Consider the following 25,091-nt stretch of genomic DNA (forward strand, 5'->3'; position numbering starts at 1 on the left):
GCTTCGTAACAACAGACAGGAGGCTGGTTTGCGGTTTAGATAATAAAATCGTTACTGGCGTTGGCCAAGTGCGCGGGGGCGATGTGCCTTGGGGCTCCTTAGTGTGTCAGGCAGATGGTAGGCTGGGCGTTGGCGGTAGGGTGCTAAGCGCAAAGATATACCTAATCCACGAACAATGTAATCTGCAGTGCTCGGAGGGGGAGAGGTGGTGTTGACAACAATTTAATGAGCTACACCGTGCCTCTTCTCGGCGGCGGCTGGGGTTGCGCTGTCGTTGCGGGCGCCGGGGGTGCGGGGTTCTGTGATCTGTTGTATCTTTCCGCCTGTACGGCCTGCGGACGCCGCAGTTTCTTGTCTGCGCCGCGACTTGCCTGAGGCCGTACGCGGCAGGTGGCGCCGCATAGCTCTGGCCCTCCGGCGCCGTGGCCCGCCTTAAGCTTTTTAAAAAGGGTAAACATTATACCGTGGATGTTGAAATTCTTAAGCGGGCTTTGAGGGAGCTTGTGGAGAGAGAGCCGTCTTTTCTCAGAGACCTCATGCTGGATGCTTTGAGGTCTGACGGAGGCGCGGCTGAAGCGTTGCTGGAGTTACTCACTAGACACCCAGAGGCTAAGCTAAAGCTGGCGCAGGCTGTTGCTGGATCCATCGCCGTACCTCTCAACGTAGCCACCAAGGAGGACCTCAAGCAGTTAGCCACAAAACAAGACCTAGAACAGCTGAAGAAGTGGGCCGAGGAGAAGTTCGCAACCAAGGAAGATCTCAAGCAATACGCCACCAAGCAAGACCTAGAGACGGCGGTGGAGCAACTAAGAGCCGAGATAAAGCGCATCGAGGGCGTTATGGCGACAAAGGGGGACATAAAGCGTATTGAGGACAAGATGGCGACTAAGGAGCAGTTTGAAGCCATAGCGGTGAGTGTGGAGGATAGTGGGCGCGACATGGTTCAGTATCTGCTTGAGCAGAGGGGTTACAAATGCGTTGCGGAGAGGCTACGTCTAGATGCCGACTACGAGTTCGACATCTACTGCAACGCCGGCGCGCTGACGGCTGTCGGCGAGGTGAAGGTTAGGGCCGGCGGCCGCGACGTAGAGAAGGCCCTGGAAAGGGCGCGGGAGCTGTTGCGCAGACAACCCGACAAAATCTCCGGAAAACTCGTCCCGGTGTTCTACACCCTAGTCGCAGAGCCCTCAGCTGTCCAGAGGGCAAAGGAACTCAAGATATGGCTCATAGAGAGCAAAAGAGAAGTTGTCACGCTGGAGGTTGTCCTTGGGGAGATGTAGAGCTGAGCTCTGCCCTCTGTCTCTACGCTTCGTGGAGGTGCCCCTTGGCGGTTTCGAACGACTCCTCCGTCTGCCGCCGCGCCTTCTGTTCTGCTCGGTGGGCTGTTCCGGCCTAGTCTCCCTAGGTCTCACGCCGTAGCGCGACTTGCCGCCGTCTATGGAGGGGGCCCTCGGCTGAGATAGGCGCGCGTCGCGTTTTCCCGCAGGCAGCCGTAGGGTGGTGCTCTTTACGGTCTCGTTCATCCTCGTTGCCGGGCATCTCTGCCGAGGGGCTGATCTAGGAAGGTGGCTGGCTGTGGCGGCCCTAGGAGGTTTTCGACCTTACCTGCCTTGTGGGGCCGCGTCAGTTCGGCGCGTGAGGGCTTGTCTTAGCTCCTCCAGCGTCTCTCCGACTCGCCGCCCCTCGACGCGGGGCTAAGCGACTCCACGCGTTTGGCCAGCACATGCGCCGCAGACGCTACGTTGGTTGCCGCGTGGGGCGTCTCGACAGCTCGCCGCATGAGTTGGTGCTGGCAGTTGGGGAGGCGGAGGACGGCGGAGATCCATGGCTCTGCATGGCCTTACCTCTCCGGATGCCTAGCCGAGGTCTTCATCTGGGGCCCTAGGCACCACCGCCTCAGCTTTTCCTCGGTTTTTACGAGGGTTTTTACTCTTACTAGCTCTTGCGGCGGTGAGCGTCTTCCGTGCCCGGAGGGGCAAGACGGGTCTCTGCCAACGCCTCCAGAGCCTAGCCCCACATGCGCCGCGTAGCCAGGCTTGGGCTGAGGTCTCTTCACATACTCTACTACCACGTAGACGTGTGCCGGCATAAAAATGTGGCGGTTGCCTATGCCGGCATATGGAGGTTTGCGGGGTCTATATATGGGGGTGCTGTTGCCGAGGGGGCGATCTGCCGTGTTTTATGGCGTATGCGGCTCGTGGGGTGGCGGTGGGCGGCTTTGTTGGGGTGGGGGCTGAGGGGTGCCGGGGGCTCGCAGTTTTAAAAGGTCTGGTGATGTGGACATGTGAGGAGGGTGGAGCTGGAGCTTGTGCCGGGTTTGGTGGTGGAGTTCGCCGACCAGGAGAGGGCTCTTGGGGCAGGTGGAGGAGTTCGCAGAGGAGGGCACCAGGTGGCCTATCGTCGTATTCGGCCCGGAGGGTTGCGGCAAGACCGCCTTCCTGCGGCAGGCGGCCGCCATGCTTAGGGATTTGGGGTACGACGTCTTCTACCTCCACCCCCTCGACCGGGCCTTCTCGGCGGAGGTGGACGACCCAGATGTCAAGAGGCTCTTCCTCGACCTCGTGAGGAGGACTCTGGAGGACGGGAGGTGGGGGCGTCTCGCCATGGCCGTCTTCGACCTCACGCGGGAGATTCTGCGGAGGCGGAAGGTGGCCGTTATTGCAGATGACGTCTTCCAGGCAATTGGTCTTGGCAAGGCGGCGTATGTAAAGGGTTTGTTGAATATGATTGAGCATCCCCAGTATAAATATGAAAACATGGTGGTGCTTGTGGCGACAAGCGAGGGGGTCTCGCGGCGGGAGATCGGGAGGCATAGGTGGGCCCGCCTCATGCCCATGTGGAATATGGCGAGGGACGGCTTTATGTAGCTGTATGAAAAAATCCCGGGCCCCAAGCCTCCTTTCGAAGAGGCCTGGCGGCTCGCCGGCGGAAACCCGAACACGTTAGTCGAGCTGTATAAGGCTGGCTGGGACGTAGATGAGGTGGTCAAGACGCTTATCATCGGCAAGGGGCTGAGCTCCTTTGTCCGCTCCTTGGGCAGAGAAGTTAGGGAGCTTCTGTGGAGGGCTGTGGAGGACCCCGACTCGTTGCTCAGCCCGGAGGGGGTTCCGCTGTTGGAGAGACTGATCGACATAAACGTGCTGATAGACTCAATAACCTACCGGGACCCGCCGCTGTGGATAGACCAGCCCCCTCCAGAGCGCGATTTAGAGCTCGGCATAGGGAAACACGCCGCTTGGCACACTCCGCTTCACAGAGAGGCTGTGAGGAGGGCGTTGCAGGGGATGTGAAGAGGCCTCAAGTAGCCGGGCTGTTATCCATCCTCCCCCTGAGGCGGCGGGGCGCCTTCGCCTCGTCTTCGCCCGCCTATCGGTGGGGATCATGGAGCTACCGAGCCAGCGCCGTGGGTCATCCCCCCGCAGGGGGCCTAACCGTTTAAAAAGGCCGCCCTGGGCAGGCGTATTCCCTCGTCGCTGGACGCGGTGTTGTATATGCGCTAAATTCTTCTATATTCCCATGATCCCGCATTTCCACAGCTTGTGTTTGGCGAGTGGGAAGGTTGTTTTTGCTACTTAATTTGCGTATATGCCGAATGCCTCAATCTCAGCTAGTCTTTTTTAAACTAGTCCTATAGGACTAGTCCGGTGAGACTATACATTAAGAGGGGGATGCGGTGAGGGCCATAGGGAGTTGGACGCTTATATGCGGTAGGAGGAAGACCGGCAAGACCACCTTGGTTAAACGGAACCTGCTTGGACCTCTCTTAATGGAGGCTCTTGGAGATGATTTTTAAGCAACGAATATAGAACGTGAGTTCGCTGGAGATCGTCTTACCCAGGAGACTTAGGGAGAGGCTGGAGGAGGAGGCAGAAAGGGTCGGGCTCAGCGCAGAAGAGTTCGTGCTTGAGGTTATGGCCGAGAGACTCAACAGAGAGGTGGACCCTCCCGAGGTCGCCGAGGTTTACGTGAAGCTGGCAGAGAAGTACCTCCGCGAGGCGGAGGGCCTCCTCGCCGGCGGGGACTTCGTTCAAGCCTCCGAAAAGCTGTGGGGCGCCGCCGCCCTCATGGTCAAGGCCGTCGCTGCTGCGAGAGGGCTCCTCCTACGGTCCCACGGCGACTTGTTTAAATTCGTCAAGAGCCTCGGCGACGAGACCGGGGACGCGGAACTGCGCCGACTCTTCGCCGTAGCCAGCGCCCTGCACCAAAACTTCTACGAGAGCTGGCTCCCCCCGGAGGTCGTGAAGGAATATGCACAAGACGTGAAGCAGCTCATACGGAAGCTGAAGGACCTGCTGAGGCCTCCGTGACAGCTGCCTCTCGCCCAACCCCCCTAATCGCCCTCCCACCGGCTTCTCCGCGCATCGGCGCCCGCCACGCGTCTGCTGATGCCGAGCCACAGGTCTCTCTCGGGGACGGAGCGAAACTTATGAGGTAGAGGATTGAGGGAAGAAGCACCTATCGTGTTCTGGTCTTCATAGCTGACGCCCTGCTTGAGGCTTGTGCTCGACCCTCCTCACTACGCGTAACACCAACCGCCGCCTCGTTGCCGCGCCGATCCCAGCGCCCATAGACTCCAGGCAAGTTGCGCCACATATCCATTTTTATACTGATAAACAGCGCCTCCTATGGTTGTTGAGCTTGTGGAGCGTCCTCTGCCCAGGCCCTCCGACGAGGGCTATGTGGAGGCTAGGCTCCTGGAGGCTCTGGTGGAGGCCCGCCTAGCGCTGAGGTTTGTAGGGGAGGGAGTGACGCGCAACGCCGCTGGGAAGGCCTTCCAGGCCTGGAAAGCGTTGCTGGCCGCATTACTACGGCTTGAGCTGGACAAGCTGAAGGCCGTTGCGAAGACTGAAGAGGAGAAAAAGTGGCTCGAGTCTAAGGCGGTGCCGCGGGTCCCGACGACCAAGATGAAACCCCTGGCTAGACTTCTGGAGGCCATGGGCCACGACGGCCTAGCTCTGTGGGCCGGAAATGTGCTCCTATTGCACGATTATCAGCACCACGGCCCAGACCCCAGCGGCGAGCTGTCTAAATACGCCACGCGGGAAGACGCGGTTGCCGACATATTGTCTGCGGTGCAGGAGCTCGCCAGACGCATCGAGGCGCTTATAGGACGCGTCAAGTGGAGCGACGAGCTAGAAAAAGCACTACAAGAGCTAAAACAAGCCCTTCCCGTCAACACCCCATAGGAACCCCTCCAGAGACCGCCATGGACACACCTCCCGCAGATACGCACCCAACCTCTCCCCGACAGACGCCACGGCGGCGAGGGGATGATGAAGCCCTAATCTACGGCGGATGCCCATACGCGGAAAGGCGCGACGATGCGCCCCAGCCGAAGGCCTCCGACACCCCTCCACATCGAGGAGGGCGTCGGCGATGCGTCCGTCAGACCTCAACGCCTCCAGAATGCAGTCTAGAGACCTTCTTAACGCGCCAAGGCTCTCCTCACCTCTTCCAGTGCTTTTTCCAGCTCCTCGCCCCACTTGATACGGCCTTTAAGCGTCTCAATCCGCTTGGTGAGTTCCTGTATTAGCTCAACCACGTCTGCGGCGGCCGACTGCCGCGTGGTGTATTTCGACAGCGCCATGTCTGGGTCGGGGCCGTGGTACTGATAATCATGGAGGTCAAGCGCCTTGTCGGTCCAGGCCGTGAAGGCTTCATGCCCAGCATCCCTCAGCAGACGGGACAGCTCCTTCATCTTAGTCGTGGGGACCCGCGGCACGGCCTTCGCCTCGAGCCACCTCCTCTCCTCCTCTGTCTTGGCTAGGGCCTTCAGCCTGTCCAGCTCCAGCCTGAGGAGAGCCGCCATAAGCGCCCTCCAAGCTTGAAACGCCTTGCACGCGGCGTTTCTCGTAAGGCCCCTCTCCAGAAACTCCAGCGCCAGCCTCGCCTCGCCCAGCGCCTCAAGGAGACGGGCCTCCACATAGCCCTCGTCGGAGGGCCTGGGCAGAGGACGCTCCACAAGCTCAACAGCCATGGGAACTCCTGCGGTCCTCTTTAAAAGCCTTTAGAAACGGCGCAGATATAGACACGGTTACGGCAACAGAGGCGGCTACGCCTCTCTCACCGCCCTTCTCACAGTCTCTCTGTGTAGTGGGGGTCTGCCACGCCGCGTCTGCAATGCTGTGATTGTGGCATCTCTTCGACGCGCTGGTCTCTGGAGTCTGCGGGGGTTCTCTACGCTGTGGGCGGTAAAAGCCTCGCCGAGGTGCCCGAGAGGTTCGCGGATCTACCGGTGTCGCGGCTGGAAATTTGTGTTGTTGCATCTGCGGCAGGCCTGTCGCCGGCGGGACGTGGGTGGCTTCTTCAATCGGGGGCTCCTGGTTTATAATGACGTTGCGCGTCTCAACGGCGCGGTTAACTGCGAGGTAGCGCCGGCGCTGACTCGGCGACGTAGGTGGGCACGTGGGGTCTTAAACGCCTCGACGTATGGAACCCGCCGCGGGCAGGTCTCGCGCCGGTCGTCCCTTCGTGTTTAGGTTTTTAAAGGTCTGGGGGTTTTGTTGTATGAAGAGGTGGGAGGGGCTTGTTTATCTTGTTTTGGCGCTGGCTGGGGGTGAGTACATTGTCTTGAGCGGCTTGCTTGGGGCGCCTAGGTTCCTCGTCGGCTGGGCTCTGAGTAACGTGTTCTCCGTCTTAAATGCCCCGGTGCCTCAGGATGCTTTTAACTATGCTCTCGATGCGATAAGGCCGTTGTGTGGTTCTGGCTATGTGGGTTGTGAGTGGGATGCCTATGTGGCGGCGCACGCGATGGCGTCGGCTGTGTGGGGTATTGTTGCAACCATGGTTATGATGGCTATAACCTACGTGGTATCCATATTGCTCGTGATATACGGCTGGAGAGAGCCCGGCGTGGGCAGGCTGAGGTTTGTGGCGTCCAACGTCTTGGCGCCGCTGGCTCTCCTGCTGGTAGGCTACTTGATCTGCTTATACGTGCTTCAGCCTGGCAACTTCATCCTGATGCTCATCGTTGAGGTGTGGCGTGGAGGTGCTAGCAATATAGTGGATATTCCCATTATCCTAGGCATAATAGCCATCGCCATCGTGGCGTCGTCCTTAAGGCGGTGATGGAGCATAAAGTCCATCTCCACGGTCACAATCACGCCGTCTTTGGTGAGGACCTCTGGAGCTGTGAACTCCCACCTCCCGGCCCGCCCTCTCTTTCTGGACGAACTCGATCACCTCTATGGCGTAGGTATCTTCAATCAGGTAGGTCCAAGGCGCCTTGAAGCCCAAGGCGGGGCCCACGACGGGCTTGCTTATCTGCCCCGACACGGGGTCTACTACCACTGCGACCACCCCCGCCGGCAGGCTATAGACGGAGAGGGGGAGGACCACCGCCGCCACCAGCAAGAGGAGGATGGCGATTGCAAACCCAGCCGCCGTCTACCTGGGACTTTAATCCTCCTGACCTCGACGGGCACATATGCCACAACTCTGCATGCTGCGCGACCTAGCCAGTTCCAGGTTTCTGGCGTGGATGCCCGGCGTGGCCGGCCGCTGAGCGCGCCGGCCCTCATCGGTTTCTCGCAATTTATAAGCTTATTACATCTGTAATTATTATGGCTGTAATAAAACTATACGGTAGGGAGAGGGAGCTGGGGCTCCTCAGGAGGCTGAGGGAGCCCTTCCTCGCCGTGGTCTACGGGAGGCGGCGCGTGGGGAAGACGGCCCTCGTGCTCAAGTTCCTGGAGGGGAGGCCTCACCTCTACTTCTTCGTGAACCCTAGGAAGCCTCCCCGCCTCCTTCTGGAGGAGTACGGCGAGGCGTTGAGGAGGGCGGCGGGGCTGCCGGGGTACGTCAGGCTTGCGAGCTGGGACGAGTTTTTCGACGTCCTCTTCTCGCTTAGGGGCTACGCGGTGGCCTTTGACGAGTTCCAGTGGTTTGCCGAGGTGGCTCCCGAGGTGCCGTATATACTGCAGAGGTTTTGGGATACTAGGGCCGAGAAGCCCTCCGTAATCATCACGGGGTCCGTGGTGGGTCTTGTGAGGAGGCTTGTGGCTGAGTCGGGGTCGCCGCTGTTCGGCCGGGCCGACTTGGTGCTGGAGCTGGGGGAGCTGGAGCCCTCCGCCGTCTTTCAGTGGCTCCACGACATGGGGATCGCGGGGGAGGAGGCGTTCAAGTTCTACATGCTCTTCGGCGGGGTGCCGTATTACTACCGCCTGGCCCAGCAGTGGGGTGTGAAGACCGTGGAGGAGGCGGTTCGCCTCCTGGTGGCTGGGGAGGGGGGCCCGCTTCGGCACGAGGTGGAGTTCGTCTTGGCCGAGGCGCTGGGCGGGGAGTACCGCACCCACCTGGCCATCCTGGACGCGGTGGCTGGGGGCGCCACGAAGCTGGAGCAGATAGCGTCGCACGCCGGGGTTAAGGCCACTTCCCTCCCGCCGTATATGAGCGATCTGACGGAGCTCCTCCACGTATTGACGCGTTTCAGGGGGAGGAGGACGTATTACGAGTTCAGGGACAGGTTCTACGCCTTCTGGCTCAGGGCCGTATACCGCCATAGGGACGTGACGCCGGAGGACGCGCTCGGCGACGCGGCGGCGGCGGAGCTGGAGGAGTTCTTCCGCTGGGCCTTCGAGGCGACCGTCAGGGAGTTGCTGCCCCGCCTCTACCCGGTGAGGAGGGCGACGAAGGAGACGGCGTTTCTGCGGAGCGGCGGCAGACGGGTTCAGCTGGATGTAGACGCCTTCGGCGTCAACGAGGAGCGGAAATTCGCCGTATTGGCCGAGGCCAAGTGGGGCCCGGCGGACCCAGACGAAATCCTCCCCAAGCTACGCGCCGCCGCCCAGGCCCTCATCCCCAGCGGCTGGGAGGTGAAATACGCCATATTCGCCAATCGACCTGGAGCCGGGGGGATTCCAGAACCTGGTGTCTGTCTACGTGGCCGATGGGGGGAGGTCGCTCGCCGTGTTTGAGGGGGGGCCTGCGGTTTCCGGCTCCGACCTGGCGTCGGCCCTGCGCTCCCTCGGGAAGCCCGTGGAGGCGGTGTTTCTGACGCATGTCCATATCGACCACTACGGGGGGGCCGGCGCGGTGTTGGGGCTGGGCGGAGGCGTCCGGTTCTACGTCCATCCGAGGGGGGCCAGGGTCCTGCCCAACCCCGACGTCATATGGATCCCGGCGAGGGCGGCCATGGGCTGGCTCGGGGAGCTCTACGGACGTCCCCTCGAGATTCCCGCCGACAGGTCCGTGGAGACCAGAGACGGCGATAGGATCGCCGTGGGGGACATCTCGGTTGAGGTGATCCATACGCCTGGCCACGCCAGCCACCACCAGTCCTTCCTTCTGGAGCCCTGGGGCGTGCTGTTCGTGGGGGACGCGGCTGGCATATATCTGAGGGATCTGGACTACGTGATCCCGACGACCATGGAGCCCCTGAGGCTCGACCTGTATATGGAAAGCGTCAAGAAGCTGATGAGGAGGGGGCCTAGGTACATCGCCTATACCCACTACGACCTTCTGCCCGACGCGGTCTCCATGCTGGAGCGCCACCTGGCCCAGCTGGAGGTGTGGAGGAGGAGCGCCGAGGAGGCGGCGAGGGAGGGGCTGGACGCCAAGGATCTCGAGGAGGTGCTGGTGGAGAGGGATCAAGGCCTGAGGAGGGCCTACGAGGGGCTTAGGGGCAGGAGGGCCCACTACCATCTATTCCAGATGGCCGTGGAGGGCATCTTGAACTACTTCAAAAAGGGTTAGTTTTTCACTCCACGGGGAGCCCTCCGGTCCTCACCTCCCTGAGGTCGGGGGTCTCGTAGGCTAGATTGACGGCGAGGTAGTAGATCGCCAGCGCGGCGGCGGCCCAGACCAGGTAGTCCAGGGGGTAGGGGATCGCCGGGGTGCTCAAGTTGCCGAGGGAGCCGAAGTAGGAGATGGCGGCCAGGGCTATGTTGTAGATGGGTATCCAGACGGCGGCCTTGACGTCGGGGTGTCTCGACTTGGCCCAGAGGTACGCGAAGGCGAATATCTGGATGGCCGCCAGGGCGAGCCAGTAGGCCAGGAACGACAAAACGTCGCCGAGGCCCGAGAGCCAGCCGAGGTGCCAGGCGGCCACGGCGACCGCCAGCAGAGCCCAGTAGACCGCGGAGAACGCGGCGGCCTCGGCCCTCGACATGCCCGTCGAGCCCTTGTAGGGGCCGAGGAGCAGTAGCGGGAGGCCTATGAGCATGCTTACTATCGCGGCGTCTACGTAGAGCCACGAGGACCAGTATATGAGGAGGGACGACACGACGATCATGCAGCGGTGTACGGCGCCACGCCGGCCTGGTTAGGAAGTGAGCGGGTGGACGCCGACGGCGCCCAGCCGCACTACGCCGAACGCAGCCCAAGAGGTCGGACCAAGCCCGTCGAGACAACCGCCGCGCCTCAGCGGCCCCGAAGCCTCCGCAACGTAGACTAAATATGCTAAGATCTGCATCTCACGCATCCCGTCGGAATTTTTTATATAACATAGGTAATACGACATCACTGTTTTAAATATAGATGGTGCATAGCTACGTCCCACAGTCCTCGCCGCCTCCGGCCTAAGCCTTCGCGGCCCAGCCGCGGAGGCGACGGGGGATAAACCGGCGGCGTCGGACGGGGCAACCCGCCCGATGTTGCCGGTGAAATCGGCGCCGACGGCGGGGGCTGTGGGACGCCTCTCCTCCTCTCCTTGGACAATAGACTGTCGCCCTAGATCCTCAGCCACATGTTGTCCTCGGCGATCACCACGTCCTTTCTGCCGATGTTCTTCACGTCCCTATAGATTGTGGGGTTGAAGCCGTCGTCTATATGGGTGAGGACGAGCAGATGGGCCCCGGCGGCGTCGGCCTCCCTGACGGCTTGGAGGGTCGTGGTGTGGGCGTATTTCGCGCATATCTCCGCGTTCTGCTCGTTGCACGTCGCCTCATGTATCAACACATCGACGCCGCGGCCGAGCCGCCTCACAGGTCCGCAGTTGGGGGAGGTGTCCCCCGTGAAAAGCAACGACGTGCCGCCTCCCTCCAGCCTGTAGGCGTAGGCCTCCTCGGCGGTGTGGTGGCACGCCTGGGCCGCCTCCACCTTCAGGCCTGGGAGCTCCAGGAGGGGGCCCGGCGCGGCTTGCCTTATCTCGATCTGGTAGTTCACGGCCTTGAGGAGGTTGGGCGACACGGCCTCTATGGATCTGGCCACTATCTTGGGCGCCACCACGACGAGCTTCTTCCTCCTCCCCTCTATATGCGCCTGGAAGAGGGCCTCGGGCAGGCCGAGGAAGTGGTCCATGTGGCTGTGCGTCACGAACACGTAGTCTATCTCGGTCAGAAGCCCCCTGTCGGACAGGCGGTAGTGGCAGCCGACCCCGCAGTCGACTACGGCGAGCCCTCCCTCGGCCTCGAGCAGATTGGCCGCCCTCCACCTCCTGGAGCCTGGGCTCCCTCCGGCGCCCGACCCGATTACGTGTAGATACATGCCGCTAGAACCGAAGCGCCTTTTTGACGTCTATGCTGAACTGCACCACGTCGCCCTCCCTGAACGCCGCCGTCGGCGGCGCCCTCGCCTTTATCCTCACCCCGTTGAAGTCCAGCTCGTAGAGCTTGTAGGGGCCTAGGTATTCCTCCCTCAGCACCTTGGCCCTGTGGTCGCCCTCGCCGAGCGCCACGTCCTCCGGCCTGAAGCCCACCAGGCCTTCGCCCAGGCCTACGAGCTTTGCGGGGACCAGATTGCTTAGACCTAGGAACTGAAACACGAAGAGGCTCTTAGGCCTCGCGTAGAGCTCGTCGGGCGGCCCGACTTGCTCTATCCTTCCGTTGTTTATAACGACGAGGAGGTCGCCGAGCGCCATGGCCTCCTCCTGGTCGTGGGTCACGTGGAGCACGGTGGCGTGGAGCCTCCTCTGGAGCTCCTTCAAGAAGCCGCGGACCTCCAGCCTCAGCCTTGCGTCGAGGTTGCTGAGAGGCTCGTCGAGCAGGAGCACCTTCGGCTCCTTCACCAGGGCTCTGGCTATGGCGACCCTCTGCTGCTGTCCGCCGGACAGCTGATGGGGGTATTTGTGGAGCTGGTCGGCTATGTTGAGGACGACCGCTATCTCCTCAACCCTCCTCCTTATCTCGGGCTTGGGCAGCCTCTTGTTCTTGAGGGGCATCGCTATGTTGTCGAAGACGGTCAGATGGGGGTAGAGCGCGTAGCTCTGGAAGACGATCCCCACGTCTCTCTCCCACACGGGGAGATTGGTGACATCTCTTCCGTCTAGGACAACGGAGCCGCCGTCCGGCCTCTCCAGACCCGCTATCAACCTGAGGAGGGTCGTCTTGCCGGAGCCGGAGGGCCCCAGGACCACGACGTAGCGCCCGTCGGGTATCTCGAGGTAGTCGACCCTCAACGTGAAGCCCTTGAAGGTCTTGACTACATCCTTGAGGATGAGCATATCATCCGGCGCCCCAGATCTTTTCAAGGTTGCGCCTCACGGCTGTTAGGTATATCAGCGGCGGGATGGCGCTGAGGATGCCCGTGGCGGCAACGCCGCCGTAGCTCATGGCCACGGGGCTCATCAACTCCCCTATGTATATCGAGAAGGTCTGGGCGCCGCTGAATCTTAGAGGATCGGCGAGGTTGTAGGGCGTGTAGGTGAAGGCGAGGGGGAATATCAAGGCGCCCCATGAGAACAGAAATGCGTAGAGGCCGGCGACGCCCATGCCGCTTCTGCTCAGAGGGATCACGACCTTCGCGAATGCCTTCAGCCTGCTCATGCCGTCGGCCAGGGCGGCCTCCTCGGTCCTCCTGTCGAAGCTCGAGTAGTAGTTGTAGAGTATCCATATGCCGTAGGGCAACGTCATTATGGGGTAGGTCAGGACGAGGGCCCAGAGCGTGTTCAAAATGTTCAAGCCTCTGACGACGAGGTAGAGGGGCACTATGTACACAAGCGTGGGGGTCGACATGAGGTACAGTATATACGCCACGAGCTTCCCCCCGCCGAGGCCGTGCACCCTCATCTGGTAGGCGGCCATGGCCGCGAGGAGGATCGTGACCGCGGAATTTATCGCGGATATGTATATGCTCATCAGGAAGTAGGGGAGGCCTCCGCCGAGGGCTTGGACGTAGTTCGTCAGGTCCAGGCGGGAGGGCAACACGCTGGGCGGTATCTGTATTATCTCGCCCGGCGGCTTCAGGGACATGAGGAGGAGCCACCCGAGGGGGAGGAAGACGAAGGCCAGGTCGAGCGCAAGCACGGCGTAGTGGAGAGCCTTCGGGGCCTCCCTCCTGGGCATCCAAACCGGCGCGGGCAACTTGACGAAGGACCTAGCCGAGAAGGCCTTCATGTAGGCCAGCGACAGCCCGGTCCCTATGGCCGTCATAACCACTATCAACGCCGCCGAGTACCCGAACTCCCCGGCGGAGAAGGCCTCGTAGCTGTAGTAGGCCAGGTTGTCCAGTATGCGGGGCCCGACCTGGGCCGTCCCGATGTATATGGGGTCGAACGTGAAGAAGCCCGTGAGCGCCGTCAAGATGAAGGCGGTCAGTATCTGGGGCGACGCGAGGGGCAGATCCACGGCGATGAACTTCCTGGGCCCCGCGAGGCCGTCGGCCAGAGCCGCCTCCTCCACGGCCTTGGGGATGGCCCTCAGTCCAGAATATATCACCAAGACGGCCGTGGGGAGGGAGCGCCAGACGTCGACGAGGACCACTGTCCACACGGAGGATATGGGGTTGGTCCCCATGAGGCCGGCCTTCATTAGGTAGTAGCCCAGCCCATATAGGGGGTTCAACATCAGGTACCAGGCCATGGCCGCCGTGACGGGCGGTATGAAGGCCGGCACCATGAGGGGCAGGAGCCACCTGCCGCCGAGCCGCCTCAGGGCGAGGGCTATGGGGACCGCCAGCGCCACAGATATGGCGGGCGTGGCGACTGAGTAGAGGATCGTGTTGCCGATTATCAAGGGCCCGTAGGGGTCCTTCTGGAACAGCCAGAGGTAGTTCCCCAAGCCGACCCACTTGAAGGCGCCCTCGTAGGTCCTCTCGTAGAGGCTCAACAGGGCGTTGTCGGCGATGGGATATACGGTCAAGGCGAAGAGATAGATAAGCGCGGGAAGCGCCAAAAAAAGTATTTGTTTATCCCTCATTACGAGATCTTCATTATGTTGAGCCAGGTCTTGTATATATTCATCTGCGTCGTCTCGGCGTCCTGCTGGCCCCTGAGGTAGTTAGCCACCTGGTTTATGAAGTAGGGCCTCATGTCGGTGAAGAAGTTGGTGACCCTATTGACCAAGGTGAGCCTCTGTAGATCGGTCACGTTGGCCCCCGCCTTGAGCAGAGGCGCGAAGGGCTGTAGCCAGCTCATGGAGGGCGTCTGCGCGGCGACCTCGACCCCGCTTATGGTCGCCGGCACGAAGCCCACCTTCTCGGCGCCGAGCTTATACATCTGCGGCGATATCAAGAACTCTATGAACTCGGCGGCCAGCTGCGGGTCCTTGGCGTAGGGGTTGATGCCTATGAACGTAGGCGCCAGGCCCGTGCCGTAGGGATATCTGCCGCCGGGCAGAGGCGCTATGGCTATGTCGCCCGCCACCTTGGAGACCGAGGCGTTGTTGTATATGGGTATGAAGCTGGTCCATGCGGCCACCATGGCGTAGTCTCCCGTCAGGAAGAGATCCCTCAGCTGGTCGTACTCCATGGCCTGCACGTCGATGGGCGGCTGGAACTGCACGAGCCTCTTGTACGTCCTCAAGGCCTGGACGAAGGAGGGGCATCCTATGGTTACATTCACCGCGCCGCTCGGCGTGTAGCTGAAGTAGGCCCAGTAGCCCGGGGTCGGCACCGCGCCTTTAGCCACGTCGGCCGGTATGCCCGCACAGGAGTCGTTGAGGGCGTAGGTGTAGAAGACCGTTAAGAAGCCGTTGAATATGGCTAGCTGGAGGCCGTCGGGGAACAGCAGCGCGTATTTGGCCACGTGCTGCGACTGGAGGAACTCTGCGGCGTCTATCAGCTGGTCCCACGAGGACCAAGTCAGCGGGTTTAGGTCGAAGCCGTATTCCCGCTTGAACTCGGCCTGCAGCGTCGCGTTGTCGAAGATGGACTTCCTATATATCAAAACGTAGCCGAAGACCATCTGGAACGGCACGCCGAATATCTTGGTTATGGTGCCGTTCTTGGATATGATCACCACCGAGACCATGGCGCTCATGGGTATGTCGGATCTGTTGAAAAGCCCGCTGTTGAAGTAGGGCCTCAGGTCCATGAGGTAGGGCGCGAACGTGGACGCCTGCGACGGGTAGAATATTATCAAGGCGGGGTCCGGGTTCCTATTCTGAAGCGCCGTGAGCGCGGTCTGGACCATCTGGCCGAAGGGAACCGGCTCCACCGTTATCTGGACGCCGGGATGCGCCTTCATGAACTCGTCCGCGGCGAGCTCTATGTAGGGCATGAGCGTCGGGTCGCCCGTGGGGACCAACACGGTGAGGGAGCCAGATAGGCTTGCGGCCGATGAGGTTGTCTGAAGCTGTGTCGACGTCTGTGGCTGAGTGGTTATCTGGGACTGCGTCGACGTCTGGGAGGCCGACGGCGGTGAGGGGGCTTGCTGCCGCTGCTGAGAGAAGAGAAGCGCGACGGCGACCGCCGCGATTATTACGATTACAACCGCTGCCACCAGGGTTTTGCTGGACGCCATGCCGATACGTCCTAGGCTTTTTTTAACGGTTGAGCTTGCGCTAGCTTAAACACCTACACGCCGGCTCGGCTCCTGGGGCCTGCCCCCTTGCCCAACGCCGATTCGAGCATGCGCCTGGCCGTGTGGTAGCGGCGGCAGTCGGGGCACATGTAGAGCCACTCAGGGTCGCCCTTTATACCCATCCTCCTCTTGACCGTCTCGATGTGCTTAAGCGTGTCGAAGGGCCTGCCGCATGACTTGCACCTCACCACGTAGTCCACGGCCTTCTCCTCGACCTCGGGCGGAAGCGAGTCGTGCCTCCCGACCGCTATGGCCTTCTCCGGGCATGCCTCCTCGCAGTACCCACAGCCGACGCACCTCAACGGATTCAACGTGAGCCTTATCGCGTCGCCCGTCCTCGAGACGTCGAAAGCCCTCTGGGGACATTTGGCGAAACAGACGCCGCAGAGCGAGCATTTGTCCGGGTCCACGTCGACCCTATACATCTTGAGCGCCTGGGCCCTCCTGCCCGTGTACGCGTCCCTGAACTTGGAGAGCGCCTCAATGTAGTCCCTGCGCCGCGAGCCGGAGTAGGACATGGCCCTCGGGGCGGTCCGCACGACGACCCTATCCTCGCTCTGCTCCTTCTCGAAGCCGAAGGCCTCGGCGACCTCCTCCACCACCCTCAGCCCGGCCTTGGCCCCGGCGACGGGGCACTTCGGGTCGGGGCAGTACGCCTCCACCTCCCCCGCCGCCGCGGCGGCCTCCAGGACCCACTCGGGGCCCAGCGCGCCTATGCAGGGCAGCCTGTAGACGTACCTCCCCTCGCCGCTCGCCTCAAGCGACTTGTGGCAGGTAAACGCGATGCGCGATATGCCGTGTAGCCTCGCCTTGGCGAACGCCGCCGATATCTCCACGTCGTCCGCCCCCGGCGTCGAGAGGGCGCCGGTGGGGCAGGCCGCGACGCAGAGGCCGCACTCGACGCATTTAGAGGGGTCCAACGAGATCGACCTGTCGGCGAGCCTCAGGGCCCCGGCGGGACAGGCGTCGACGCACTCGGAGCAGCCGAACCTCGCCATGCAGAGCTCGGGCGAGAGCTGGGGGACGGCCCTCTTGACAAATATCTCACCTCTCAGCAGATCCCTTCTGGCGACCGCCTTGCTGGCCTCCAGGTGGAACTGCGTCCTCCTCGCCCTCAGCTGGGCCGTCGCTACCTCCACGGCGGAAGAGGCCTTGGCCACGTGGACCTCGAGGGGGTGGAGGCCCTTGGGGAGCTCGGGCGGGCCCTCCGCCTCCCTCAGCACGACGACTATCTGGGCCCCCGGGTTGTCCCTCGCGACGGCCTCTAGGTCGGCCCTCGAGGGGTCCTCGACGACTACTACCTTCCCGTCGCTACCGAGGATCTTCATCTTCGCTCATGATTATCTCCATTATATCTCTATCCTGCCTGAGGAACTCCCTGGTGAATAGAAGCGCCTCCCTCACGTACTCCGTCGAGGCGTGTTTCAGAGCCCTCCTGACGAACACCGGGACCCAAGTCAATAGATGGTTTGTCAAGAACCGACTCCCGCCCTCCAGATATCTCGACGGGTCCTCAGCCTCCTGTTCCTTGAAGGCGAGGTACGACATGAAGGCGAGCTCCACCGATATGTGGTCCGCCCTCAGGTCCCTGAAGCTCCTCTCAAAGCCGGCGCCGTATTCGGCGTAGAACCTCCTCACGGCCTCCTCGACGGATAGGTCCAGATAGCCCGTGTGTAGATAGCCCTCGAAGGGCGGCACGGCGTAGTCTATCCTCGTCAGGTCCACCTCTATGGGCGTCAAGTCGTCGTAGTCATCCACCCTCTTCGCCAGCCCTATCAACGCGTCCAGGTGCTTGAAGTCGTATATCTTGGCGAGTGTCCTTCTGGCAGTCTCGACGGCCTCCAGCTTGGAGGAGACCAGCTCCTGGAAATCCGACAGCCTGTAGGGATATATGAAGACGGAGGAGAGGAAGTCGTAGAGGATGGAGCGGAAAAAGGAGGTTTGTTTGGAGAGCTGCAGGAGCATCACGTCCCCTGTCCGGTCGGCCCTCCTACGCCGCCGCCGCAGTGGCCTCCCGTCGGCTTTACGCCGTTAAGCTTCGACAGGACGTTCGGCACGTCCGCCGCGCCGGTCCTCACGGCGAATTCCTCCTCCTTGGTCATCGAGGGCCACTGGTAGTCTCTGCCCGCCACGTTCACCGGGGTGCCCGGCATCACGTATAGGCTGGGCGGATCGGTGCCGTACTCGGGCCCCAGCGGGACGGCCCCCCTCCTCCTCGCCTCTCTGTATATGATGCTGTTGGGGTCGTCCATGTCGCCGAATATCCTCGCGCCGGCGGGGCAGTTCCTGACGCACGGCGGAACTCTCTCGTATTCCGGCAACGACTCGTCGTAGACCCTATCGATCGCCATCACGCACTTCTTGGCGACGCCCTCCACCGGGTCGAACGTGATGTTGCCGTAGGGGCAGGCGTTCTCGCAGTACCTACAGCCTATACATACGTCGTAGTTTATCACCACTACGCCGTCCTCCTTCCTCTTGAATATAGCGCCGGTGGGACACACCGTGGTGCACGCCGGGTTTCTGCAGTGGAAGCAGCTTATCGGCACGCTGAACGTCTTGGTGTTGGGGTACTCGCCCAACTCGACGTGCAACACCCTGAGGAAGAAGACCGACCACGGCGACTTGCCGGGCTCCGGGCCCCACGGGTTCAAGTCGGTCATCGGCCCGTAGCAACCGCTGGAGTGCCACTCCTTGCACGCCATCATGCAGGCGTTGCACCCGAAGCATCTGCTCAGGTCCGTGAGTATGGCCAGCTGGACCATGGCTACTCACCCGACGCGTTTTTGCCCCTCTTGGGCTGCAGCGCCGATTCGAACTGGTAGCCCATGGCGCCCTCCACGGTCTGCTGGAACTTGTACCACGACGAATTCACCTCGTACCAGCCTATCCCCATGTCGCTCGGCTGCTTGTAGGCGTTGTAGTTGAAGACGCCTATGGACCAAGCCTCCTCCCCCACTATCAGCTTCGGCGGGGTCTTCAATATCTGGTCGGCGTTGCCCCAGGCCGACTCGGGCTTGTCGTTGGCGATCCTCACTATCTTCAAGCGGAGGTCTCCCCAGACGGTCTTCCCGGTGAAGGGATCCAGGTTGAGAGTTGGGTATTTGCCCTGCCCCACCGCGGCCAGCAAGCCGTCCACAGTGTACTGGGAGTTGGGGACCCCGCCGAGGCTCTCCGGCCTTGTGTATACGTTTATGTCGTTGAACATGAAGCCCTTGGTGACCTCCAGCGAGTTCGGCGGTATGCCGAAGGCGCCGGCCCTCGCGTTCCTCGACTTCCAGTAGCCCACGACGCCCGGCGCGATGGCCTCCGTCAGCTTCACCTGCCCCCTCGCCACCTCCCCGCCTCTGCTGGTGAACTCCACCCAGTCCCCGTCCTTTATGCCATACGCGGCGGCGGTCTTGGGGTTCATCCAGACCACCGAGTACGGTAGTATCTGCCTCAGCCACGGGTGGTAGTTCTCCCAGGTGTGGTAGAACCAGGGGTTCGACTTCCTGTTCAGGACGGCTATGGGGTACTGGTCGGGCGGCGAGCCGTCGGGCGTTAGCCAGTCCAGCGGCGGATACCAGGCGGGTATCGGGTTGTAGTACTTCTTTACTATGTCGGCTACGTGGGAGCCCCACCAGTCGCTGGGCGGCGAGGCGTTCTTCCTGGCGAGGTCCAGGTACTTGGAGTCGCCCGTCTTCTCGTACATGTAGTAGTAGTAGGCGTTGTAGCCCTTCCAGAGCCCGTAGGCGGCGAGCTTGTACTTCTGTATGATCTCCGAGTAGAGCTGTATTATCACGGGCTTCGCGTAGGGCATCATGCCCACGCTCGCGGCCCACTCCAGGTAGCCCTTGTTGACGTGGCGGAAGTACCTTATCTCGAGGGGCAGCTCGTAGTAGCCGAAGGCGTGGCCGACCGTCTGCGTGCCCGGGTTGACGCCCGGCGGATATTTGCCGTTTAGCACCGGCACCTTCTGCGGCGGCGGGTAGGTCCTCTGGCTGGAGTAGTTGGCGGCGGGTATGAAGCCGGGGTACGCGTACATCTTTATCTGGTCCGGGTTGGGCTCCCCCTTGCAGCAGGAGGTGCCGCCGTTGCCCCTCGCCATGTAGAGCACGCCGATGCCCGGCGCGTATTGGAACTTCCACAGCCAGTCGTACATCTTGTTGGGGTACATGGGGTTGCCGTTCTGGTCCAGGAAGCCGGGCAGGCCCAGCTTCTCGCCCAGTAGTATCTCGCCGTCGCTCCACGGTATCACCTCCTTGAATAGAGGCGGCAGTATGGGCCACTCGATGCTGTCGCCGGGGCCGTAGGTGACGCTCATCGGCCTGTCCAGGAGGCTGTGCTCGCCGTAGCGCTCGTAGAACGTCGTATCGGGTATCGCGAGGTCCACGCAGGGCACCGAGCCGCCGTAGAACGTGTCCACTATCGCGACGAAGGGTATTCTGTACCTCCCGTCGGAGTCCTTGGCCAGCAGAAGGCCTAGGTCCTTGTCTATATCGTAGGCGTTGTCCCAGTAGGGGTTTGTTATGTGCCAGAGCAAGAATTCGAGCCTGTAGGGCCACTCGAGGCCCGCGTCTATGTTGACGGCGGTCCATATCCTGTGTAGGGAGAACGGGAACTCCCAGCTGAACGACCTGTCTATAAGCAACGGATGCCCGTTGTCGTCGACGACTACGTTGTCGGGAGTATAGTTGATGACCTTGGTGGTCACCTGTATGGCCTTGGGGTAGGGCACCTTGTACACATGGATCACCTGCACCGTGCCGTCGTTGAGTATCCTCTCTGTTATCATGGTGCCGCCTATGACGCCGACCAGCTTCTCGCCGTTTGGACCGGTGAACAGGGAGGGGTTGGCGGCGTAGTCGTCGGCGGTCACCCTCATCCTCGGGTCGGGCGGCGTGATGTAGGGAGGCCAGTAGTCGCCGTCGGGTATAGGCCACGGCGCAGGCGGTTTGTACATCCAGCCGCCCGGCGTGTCCACAGCCCCCACGAGGGCCAGCAACGTGGAGATGGCGCGGGTGGTCTGGAAGCCGTTCGTGTGGGCCGATATCCCCCTCATTATGTATATGGAAAACGGCGTGCCGATGAAGTAGGCGTGCTGCCTGCCCAGATAGTCCGTCCACTTGGCCGGCACCACGACTCTGCCGTTGTTAAGCAGATCGACTATCTTCTGGGCCAGCTCCCTGACCTTATAGGCGGGGGGCGCGCCCCACTTCGCCTCTACGTTCTCCGGGGCGTAGTCCGGCTTCATGGCCTCCTCCTCTATGAACATAAACGCCGTCTTCACGTTGACCGTGACGGTCTCAGCGGCGTCCGGGCCCTTCGGGACCGTGACGGTGCCGCGGTACTCCAGCACGGGCGATACGCCGTTCTGCCAAGGCACGTCGGTGAACGGATAGATATTGCCGTCGGACCCCACGACGGCCGGCACCCAGTCGCCGTTCTTGTTCTTGACCCTCAGGAACAGCCCTGTGTTGGGGGCCTGCGGCGGGTCTATGGAGCCGTCCGGGTTGGTTATGACGAGCCAAGGCGCGTTGGTGTACCACTTGAGGTACTCCTCGTCGATGGCCTTTACGCCGTTCTTCCACGCCGTCAGCAACAGCTGTATTATGGACCAGACCACGGCGCCATCGGTGCCGGGCATGACTGGGAGCCACTCGTCGGCGACCTGCCCGAAGTTGCCTATCCTCTCGGGCGACATGTAGACGATCTCCCCTCCCCTCTCCTTCACCTTGGTGATCTCCCTCCTGATGATCGTTGGGAAGTGGTCTAGCGTCACTCCAGACAGTATCAACAACTTGGTGTATCTGCTGTCCCAGCCGGCGTACTCCCACCAAGTCCCGCCGAGTATGTACGAGCCGCCGCTGGCCACGTTGTTGGCGCAGAAGCCGCCGTGGCCGCCCTGGTTCGGCGAGCCGAACATCGCAGCGAACCAGGTGTTCTCGGAGGGATTGTATTGATCCCTCCCGGTGAAGTAGGCGAACCTCTCGGGACAGCATTGGTTTATCTCCTTCATCCCTTTGAAGCCGTATGTCCAGCCCCTCTCCCTCAGAAAGGCCGCGTTGTCGCCGTTGACCAATATATCAAGCATATCGTCGTAGGTGATCTCTATGAAGTCTCCCTTGCACCTCTCGCTGGTGGGCAGCCTGAGCAGCGGCGACCTGAGGCGGGCGGGGCTGAGGTAGTGGAGCATGGTGGAGGCGCCTATGGCGCACGTCGCGCCCTCGTTATGCGTGTATATGGAGCCGGCTATATACCGCGGCAACTTGTTGGGGCTTATGGTCACCTGCACGTTGCACCTGCCCAGACAGCCGTAGCAGGTGGTGAAGGCCACCACGTCGCCTGCGGCGGCCTCGAGCTTGGCGCCCTCCTTGAAGACCTTGCCGAATATGAACTGCTCCTTGCTTATAGTCGCGGCGACGGCTACGGCGGTGCCGGTGACCGCGGCCAGCTTCAGGAAGTCCCTCCTACTTAGCTTGGGGCTTACGACCACCATGGCCCCCACTGGCTAGCGGCATTTACTAGAGGCGTGAACGGGCTGTAGTAGTAGGCCGTAGCGACCACGATATACCTCAGCGTATAGCCGCCGATCATCACGGCGAGGAATATCACGGGCACGGCGAATGCCGCGAATTTGCCCAGCGGGTCCCTCCTCATGAACGCGATCTCCAGCAACAGAGGTATGGCTATGCCGAGGGTGACCACGAAGCCCCAGAAGTAGGGGGCGTACGTCTGGAACAGGAGATGCGTCAGCGGGATCCGCGTCTCGACGTGGTTGGCGTAGGCCACGCTCAGAAAGAGGGCCCACGCAAACGCCTCGAATATAACCGCCAGCAGATCTATCCAGCCCAGCTCGTGGATGAAGTGCCTCAGCTTCGCTATGTCCGAGCCCCTCTCCAGCTTGACGAACCTGCCCAGCAACAGCATGAAGGCCGCGCCGTAGCCCAGCCCCGAGGACAGCCACAGAAGCGGCAGGGAGCCGTTCCACCAGAAGGACTTCCCGCCGGCCGCGGCGAACAGATACGCAGTATACACGGTGGCCAAGACGGCGTTTATCATTATGAGGTAGTAGAGGATGTTTAGGAGGATCGGCTTCTGCAGGGCCTTTATGAACGTGGAGCCCAGGTAGATGAGGCCCCATAGGAACATCCCGCCAAGGAACATGACGCCCCACGCCATCCACGACTCGGCGAGCCTGCCGTTGGGCCACCCTATAAATATTATGTTCCCGGCCCTCGACGGGACGCCCAGATCTATTACGAAGAACGCCAGCGCAGCTATTATGAAGACCCAGCCGGCTATCATGCCGTAGCGGGTGGCGATGCCCCTGATCCTCCTCGCCTCGTAGAACGCCGACAGCAGCATGGTCATGGCGCCCAACGCCGTCAGGAACACCGCGGCGGCGACCCTCCAGCCCCATATCGTCTCGAAGCCCGGCGGCATGTAGGGACCCCAGCCGCTCCAGCTCACAGGCCAGGGATTTGGCATGAGATATATGGGCCGGGCCCTAAGTTAAGCCTTGCTTTCAATCACTGAAAAAAAGCCGTGCGGATCCCTCAGGCGCCGCCGTCCGTTTTTTCGCCTTTTTGAAAAATCTGTCTGATCACCTGCGCCACCAAGGCCCTCCCGGCATCGCACCTAAGGCTTAACGTATAGCCGTGGAACCTGCAGTGGGATGCCAGCGCCGTCATCCTGACGCCGTATTCGCCGTGGGGCATCAGGACGACTCTACAGCCGTCGGGTAACCTCACGGAGGGGAAGAAATCGAGGATGGCCCGCGCTATCACCCTCTCGGCCTTCCTCACCATCTCGGGAGGGACCGAGAGGTGCTGAGCTATGGCGGCCACCACGTCGTTGCCGAACTTGGGAGGCAGCAAGACCTGCACGGTCCTTCCGAAGTCGTCCGCGCAGAATCCCAGAGGGGGCCTCCCGAGCCTCCTCAAGCCTATGAGGACGAGCCTCACGTAGGCCTCCACCTCCTCGTCGGAGAGGTCCGCCACCCCCCAGTCCTCCTTAAGCTTCCTGACAGCCGCCTTGAGGACGTGCTCGGGCGCCTCCTGCTCCACCGCGACGGCGGCCACGTAGAACGCGCCCTTGGGAGTCACCGCGTAGGCGCCTCTGCCCAGCCTCAGCACAAGCCCCATGCGGGTCATCTCCACGATCTTCCTGTACGCCGTGGCTATGCTGATGCCCGTCTCCTTGGATACCCTATATAGCGATATTGGCACCACCCTCGACTCGCTATATAACAGGAGCAGAGATATCAAAACCGAGAGGCTGGTCGCGTCGATGTGAATGCCCATGAAAAGGAATAATAGTTGCTATAAATACTTAATCGGTTTATATCTATATAATAAGATTATTCTATTTTATATCAAATAATCTTATTATATTTAATACATCAGTAGTTTATTTAATTATAATTATATATTTATAAAAGAGTATTATGAACTATGATCATTTTTACTTACTTTCTTTCCATATTTATATATCCGGAATTCACCTACGCGCTCCGGCCTGCTTCAAGTCGAAACGCTCCCCCTGTGATAACGTCACGCCATATCCGGCTGAGACGTAGCGACGGACGCGTATTAGCGAGCTGATTCCAATCGGCAACATCTCGATGCCGAGACGGCATGACGGCGTATCGCTATTTAGCCGAGGCCGAGGACCGGCATGACGGCCAGGGGAGCTCCCGAGGCGCGTGGCGGGGCGGCGGAGCCTACTGCATAGGCTCGGCCGGCCAGGTCGGCTGATGCCCTTGACGCAGGACGCCTCGCGGCGCCCCCTCGGCTGGATCTCCAGTCCCAGAGGCGTATTTCTACTGCGACGTAGCGCTCAAGCTCTCCGTCTCTATGCTCCGATAGGCAGACCGCGACCGTTCGGCCGTCATAGGGAGCCGGCGTACCTCACGGCTATGCCGGCCGCCTGCCCCTCCAGAATGGTGCGGGTCTCTACGTTCGGCCTCAAGGCCTCTAACAGACGCCGTAGGCGGGCCGCGGCCTCGTCCACGCGGCTCCACGACCGCACGCCGCGCCCCGGCGGCTGGACCCATTTGACGGCGCGTGGAGGAGGCAACACTTAAATAGTGCTAGATATATATGTAAAGGGGCCCGTAGCTCAGCATGGAAGAGCGGCGGAGCGCTTGCCGGCCGCCGTAGGCCGCAAGGCGCCGTACCTTCGGAGCCGTAGTCGGCGCAGCCGGCGGACGTCGCGGGTTCAGGCGAAGCCGCCGAAAAATCCCGCCGGGCCCGCCAACCGCTTGACTCGGATATCGTGGATCGCTGAAGTCTGTCCTCTAGAGCGAGACGGGGTCGGCTAAGACGGTCTCCGCGCGGCTTTTCGTCCCTAGGCGCAGTTTCCTGCCCGTCCCTGCGGCGCGAAGCTGCTCCTCAGCCCCTCATCGGCCGGCCGCGTCGATATGTACGAC

Annotated in this window: 24 protein-coding genes and 1 tRNA gene; 9 read left to right on the top strand and 16 right to left on the bottom strand. The window is 61.4% G+C overall.

The features are described 5' to 3' along the window. The first annotated feature begins 464 nt into the window (after window positions 1–464). Window positions 465–1,280 (top strand): hypothetical protein, encoded by an 816-nt coding sequence (locus tag B7L68_RS04540; protein WP_081246502.1) that lies wholly within the window; start codon window positions 465–467, stop codon window positions 1,278–1,280. A gap of 560 nt (window positions 1,281–1,840) precedes the next feature. On the opposite strand, the gene B7L68_RS08480 is transcribed toward B7L68_RS04540, so the two are convergent. After that, window positions 1,841–2,071: a hypothetical protein gene (locus B7L68_RS08480; RefSeq protein WP_143615293.1), complete on the bottom strand. Its 231-nt coding sequence runs from the start codon at window positions 2,069–2,071 to the stop codon at window positions 1,841–1,843. 235 nt (window positions 2,072–2,306) lie between these two features. Between B7L68_RS08480 and B7L68_RS09045 the strand changes: the two genes are divergently transcribed. The 4 genes from B7L68_RS09045 to B7L68_RS04560 all read left to right on the top strand — a co-directional run bounded on the left by B7L68_RS09045 (window position 2,307) and on the right by B7L68_RS04560 (window position 5,186). Further along, entirely contained in the window at window positions 2,307–2,867 is a 561-nt protein-coding gene (locus B7L68_RS09045) for an ATP-binding protein (protein ID WP_369907393.1), read from the top strand. 114 nt (window positions 2,868–2,981) lie between these two features. After that, window positions 2,982–3,290, top strand: coding sequence for a hypothetical protein (locus tag B7L68_RS09050; RefSeq protein ID WP_369907394.1), 309 nt, complete (start codon window positions 2,982–2,984; stop codon window positions 3,288–3,290). 519 nt (window positions 3,291–3,809) lie between these two features. Next, window positions 3,810–4,307, top strand: coding sequence for a PaREP1 family protein (locus B7L68_RS04555; protein WP_202820512.1), 498 nt, complete (start codon window positions 3,810–3,812; stop codon window positions 4,305–4,307). A gap of 318 nt (window positions 4,308–4,625) precedes the next feature. Then, window positions 4,626–5,186, top strand: coding sequence for a PaREP1 family protein (locus B7L68_RS04560; protein ID WP_081246503.1), 561 nt, complete (start codon window positions 4,626–4,628; stop codon window positions 5,184–5,186). Window positions 5,187–5,425: 239 nt separating this feature from the next. Here B7L68_RS04560 and B7L68_RS04565 read toward each other — a convergent pair whose 3' ends face one another. Further along, on the bottom strand, window positions 5,426–5,977 hold the full coding sequence (locus B7L68_RS04565) for a PaREP1 family protein (RefSeq protein ID WP_081246504.1): 552 nt from the start codon (window positions 5,975–5,977) through the stop codon (window positions 5,426–5,428). A gap of 530 nt (window positions 5,978–6,507) precedes the next feature. Here B7L68_RS04565 and B7L68_RS08485 point away from each other — a divergent pair. Next, the gene (locus B7L68_RS08485; protein ID WP_143615294.1) at window positions 6,508–7,068 is read left to right on the top strand and encodes a hypothetical protein; all 561 of its coding nucleotides are present in this window, start codon (window positions 6,508–6,510) and stop codon (window positions 7,066–7,068) included. Here the strand turns inward: B7L68_RS08485 and B7L68_RS04570 are convergent. Then, window positions 7,057–7,353 carry a hypothetical protein gene (locus B7L68_RS04570; RefSeq protein ID WP_369907395.1) on the bottom strand — a complete coding sequence of 99 codons (297 nt, stop codon included), beginning with the start codon at window positions 7,351–7,353 and terminating at the stop codon, window positions 7,057–7,059. The genes B7L68_RS08485 and B7L68_RS04570 overlap by 12 nt on opposite strands. Before the next feature lie 209 nt (window positions 7,354–7,562). On the opposite strand from B7L68_RS04570, the gene B7L68_RS04575 reads away from it, so the two are divergent. Together B7L68_RS04575 and B7L68_RS04580 are read left to right on the top strand one after the other, a co-directional pair. Further along, the gene (locus B7L68_RS04575; RefSeq protein ID WP_081246505.1) at window positions 7,563–8,915 is read left to right on the top strand and encodes an ATP-binding protein; all 1,353 of its coding nucleotides are present in this window, start codon (window positions 7,563–7,565) and stop codon (window positions 8,913–8,915) included. Next, window positions 8,869–9,693: an MBL fold metallo-hydrolase gene (locus B7L68_RS04580; RefSeq protein ID WP_238136326.1), complete on the top strand. Its 825-nt coding sequence runs from the start codon at window positions 8,869–8,871 to the stop codon at window positions 9,691–9,693. Before B7L68_RS04575 ends, B7L68_RS04580 begins: the two co-directional genes overlap by 47 nt. Window positions 9,694–9,697: 4 nt before the next feature. Here the strand turns inward: B7L68_RS04580 and B7L68_RS04585 are convergent, their stop codons facing one another. The 13 genes from B7L68_RS04585 to B7L68_RS04640 form a co-directional block, all read right to left on the bottom strand. Then, window positions 9,698–10,231 carry a hypothetical protein gene (locus tag B7L68_RS04585; protein WP_081246507.1) on the bottom strand — a complete coding sequence of 178 codons (534 nt, stop codon included), beginning with the start codon at window positions 10,229–10,231 and terminating at the stop codon, window positions 9,698–9,700. Between the two features lie 30 nt (window positions 10,232–10,261). Next, complete coding sequence (locus B7L68_RS08640; protein WP_162008400.1) at window positions 10,262–10,411, bottom strand: hypothetical protein; 150 nt, start codon at window positions 10,409–10,411, stop codon at window positions 10,262–10,264. A 257-nt stretch (window positions 10,412–10,668) separates the two neighbouring features. Beyond that, window positions 10,669–11,424 carry an MBL fold metallo-hydrolase gene (locus tag B7L68_RS04590; protein WP_081246508.1) on the bottom strand — a complete coding sequence of 252 codons (756 nt, stop codon included), beginning with the start codon at window positions 11,422–11,424 and terminating at the stop codon, window positions 10,669–10,671. A gap of 4 nt (window positions 11,425–11,428) precedes the next feature. Beyond that, the gene (locus B7L68_RS04595) at window positions 11,429–12,379 is read right to left on the bottom strand and encodes an ABC transporter ATP-binding protein (RefSeq protein WP_081246509.1); all 951 of its coding nucleotides are present in this window, start codon (window positions 12,377–12,379) and stop codon (window positions 11,429–11,431) included. Window position 12,380: 1 nt separating this feature from the next. Continuing rightward, the gene (locus tag B7L68_RS04600; protein WP_081246510.1) at window positions 12,381–14,072 is read right to left on the bottom strand and encodes an ABC transporter permease subunit; all 1,692 of its coding nucleotides are present in this window, start codon (window positions 14,070–14,072) and stop codon (window positions 12,381–12,383) included. Then, window positions 14,072–15,616, bottom strand: coding sequence for an extracellular solute-binding protein (locus B7L68_RS04605; RefSeq protein WP_081246511.1), 1,545 nt, complete (start codon window positions 15,614–15,616; stop codon window positions 14,072–14,074). Before B7L68_RS04605 ends, B7L68_RS04600 begins: the two co-directional genes overlap by 1 nt. Window positions 15,617–15,669: 53 nt before the next feature. Then, window positions 15,670–17,004 carry a 4Fe-4S binding protein gene (locus B7L68_RS04610; protein ID WP_081246512.1) on the bottom strand — a complete coding sequence of 445 codons (1,335 nt, stop codon included), beginning with the start codon at window positions 17,002–17,004 and terminating at the stop codon, window positions 15,670–15,672. Next, window positions 16,988–17,641: a molecular chaperone gene (locus B7L68_RS04615; protein WP_081246527.1), complete on the bottom strand. Its 654-nt coding sequence runs from the start codon at window positions 17,639–17,641 to the stop codon at window positions 16,988–16,990. Before B7L68_RS04615 ends, B7L68_RS04610 begins: the two co-directional genes overlap by 17 nt. Further along, window positions 17,641–18,441 carry a 4Fe-4S dicluster domain-containing protein gene (locus B7L68_RS04620; protein ID WP_081246513.1) on the bottom strand — a complete coding sequence of 267 codons (801 nt, stop codon included), beginning with the start codon at window positions 18,439–18,441 and terminating at the stop codon, window positions 17,641–17,643. The genes B7L68_RS04615 and B7L68_RS04620 overlap by 1 nt, the downstream gene beginning before the upstream one ends. A gap of 2 nt (window positions 18,442–18,443) precedes the next feature. After that, complete coding sequence (locus B7L68_RS04625; protein ID WP_081246514.1) at window positions 18,444–22,157, bottom strand: molybdopterin dinucleotide binding domain-containing protein; 3,714 nt, start codon at window positions 22,155–22,157, stop codon at window positions 18,444–18,446. Further along, window positions 22,145–23,131, bottom strand: a complete 987-nt coding sequence (gene nrfD, locus B7L68_RS04630) for an NrfD/PsrC family molybdoenzyme membrane anchor subunit (RefSeq protein ID WP_238136327.1) — start codon at window positions 23,129–23,131, stop codon at window positions 22,145–22,147. The genes B7L68_RS04625 and nrfD overlap by 13 nt, the downstream gene beginning before the upstream one ends. A gap of 86 nt (window positions 23,132–23,217) precedes the next feature. Beyond that, window positions 23,218–23,964 carry a transcriptional regulator gene (locus tag B7L68_RS04635; protein WP_238136328.1) on the bottom strand — a complete coding sequence of 249 codons (747 nt, stop codon included), beginning with the start codon at window positions 23,962–23,964 and terminating at the stop codon, window positions 23,218–23,220. Window positions 23,965–24,550: 586 nt separating this feature from the next. Then, window positions 24,551–24,742 carry a hypothetical protein gene (locus B7L68_RS04640; protein WP_081246516.1) on the bottom strand — a complete coding sequence of 64 codons (192 nt, stop codon included), beginning with the start codon at window positions 24,740–24,742 and terminating at the stop codon, window positions 24,551–24,553. Window positions 24,743–24,770: 28 nt separating this feature from the next. On the opposite strand from B7L68_RS04640, the gene B7L68_RS08645 reads away from it, so the two are divergent. After that, window positions 24,771–24,918, top strand: a tRNA-OTHER gene (locus tag B7L68_RS08645). The last annotated feature ends 173 nt before the right edge of the window (window positions 24,919–25,091 follow it).

Source organism: Thermoproteus sp. CP80 (assembly GCF_002077075.2).
GTDB lineage: Archaea > Thermoproteota > Thermoprotei > Thermoproteales > Thermoproteaceae > Thermoproteus.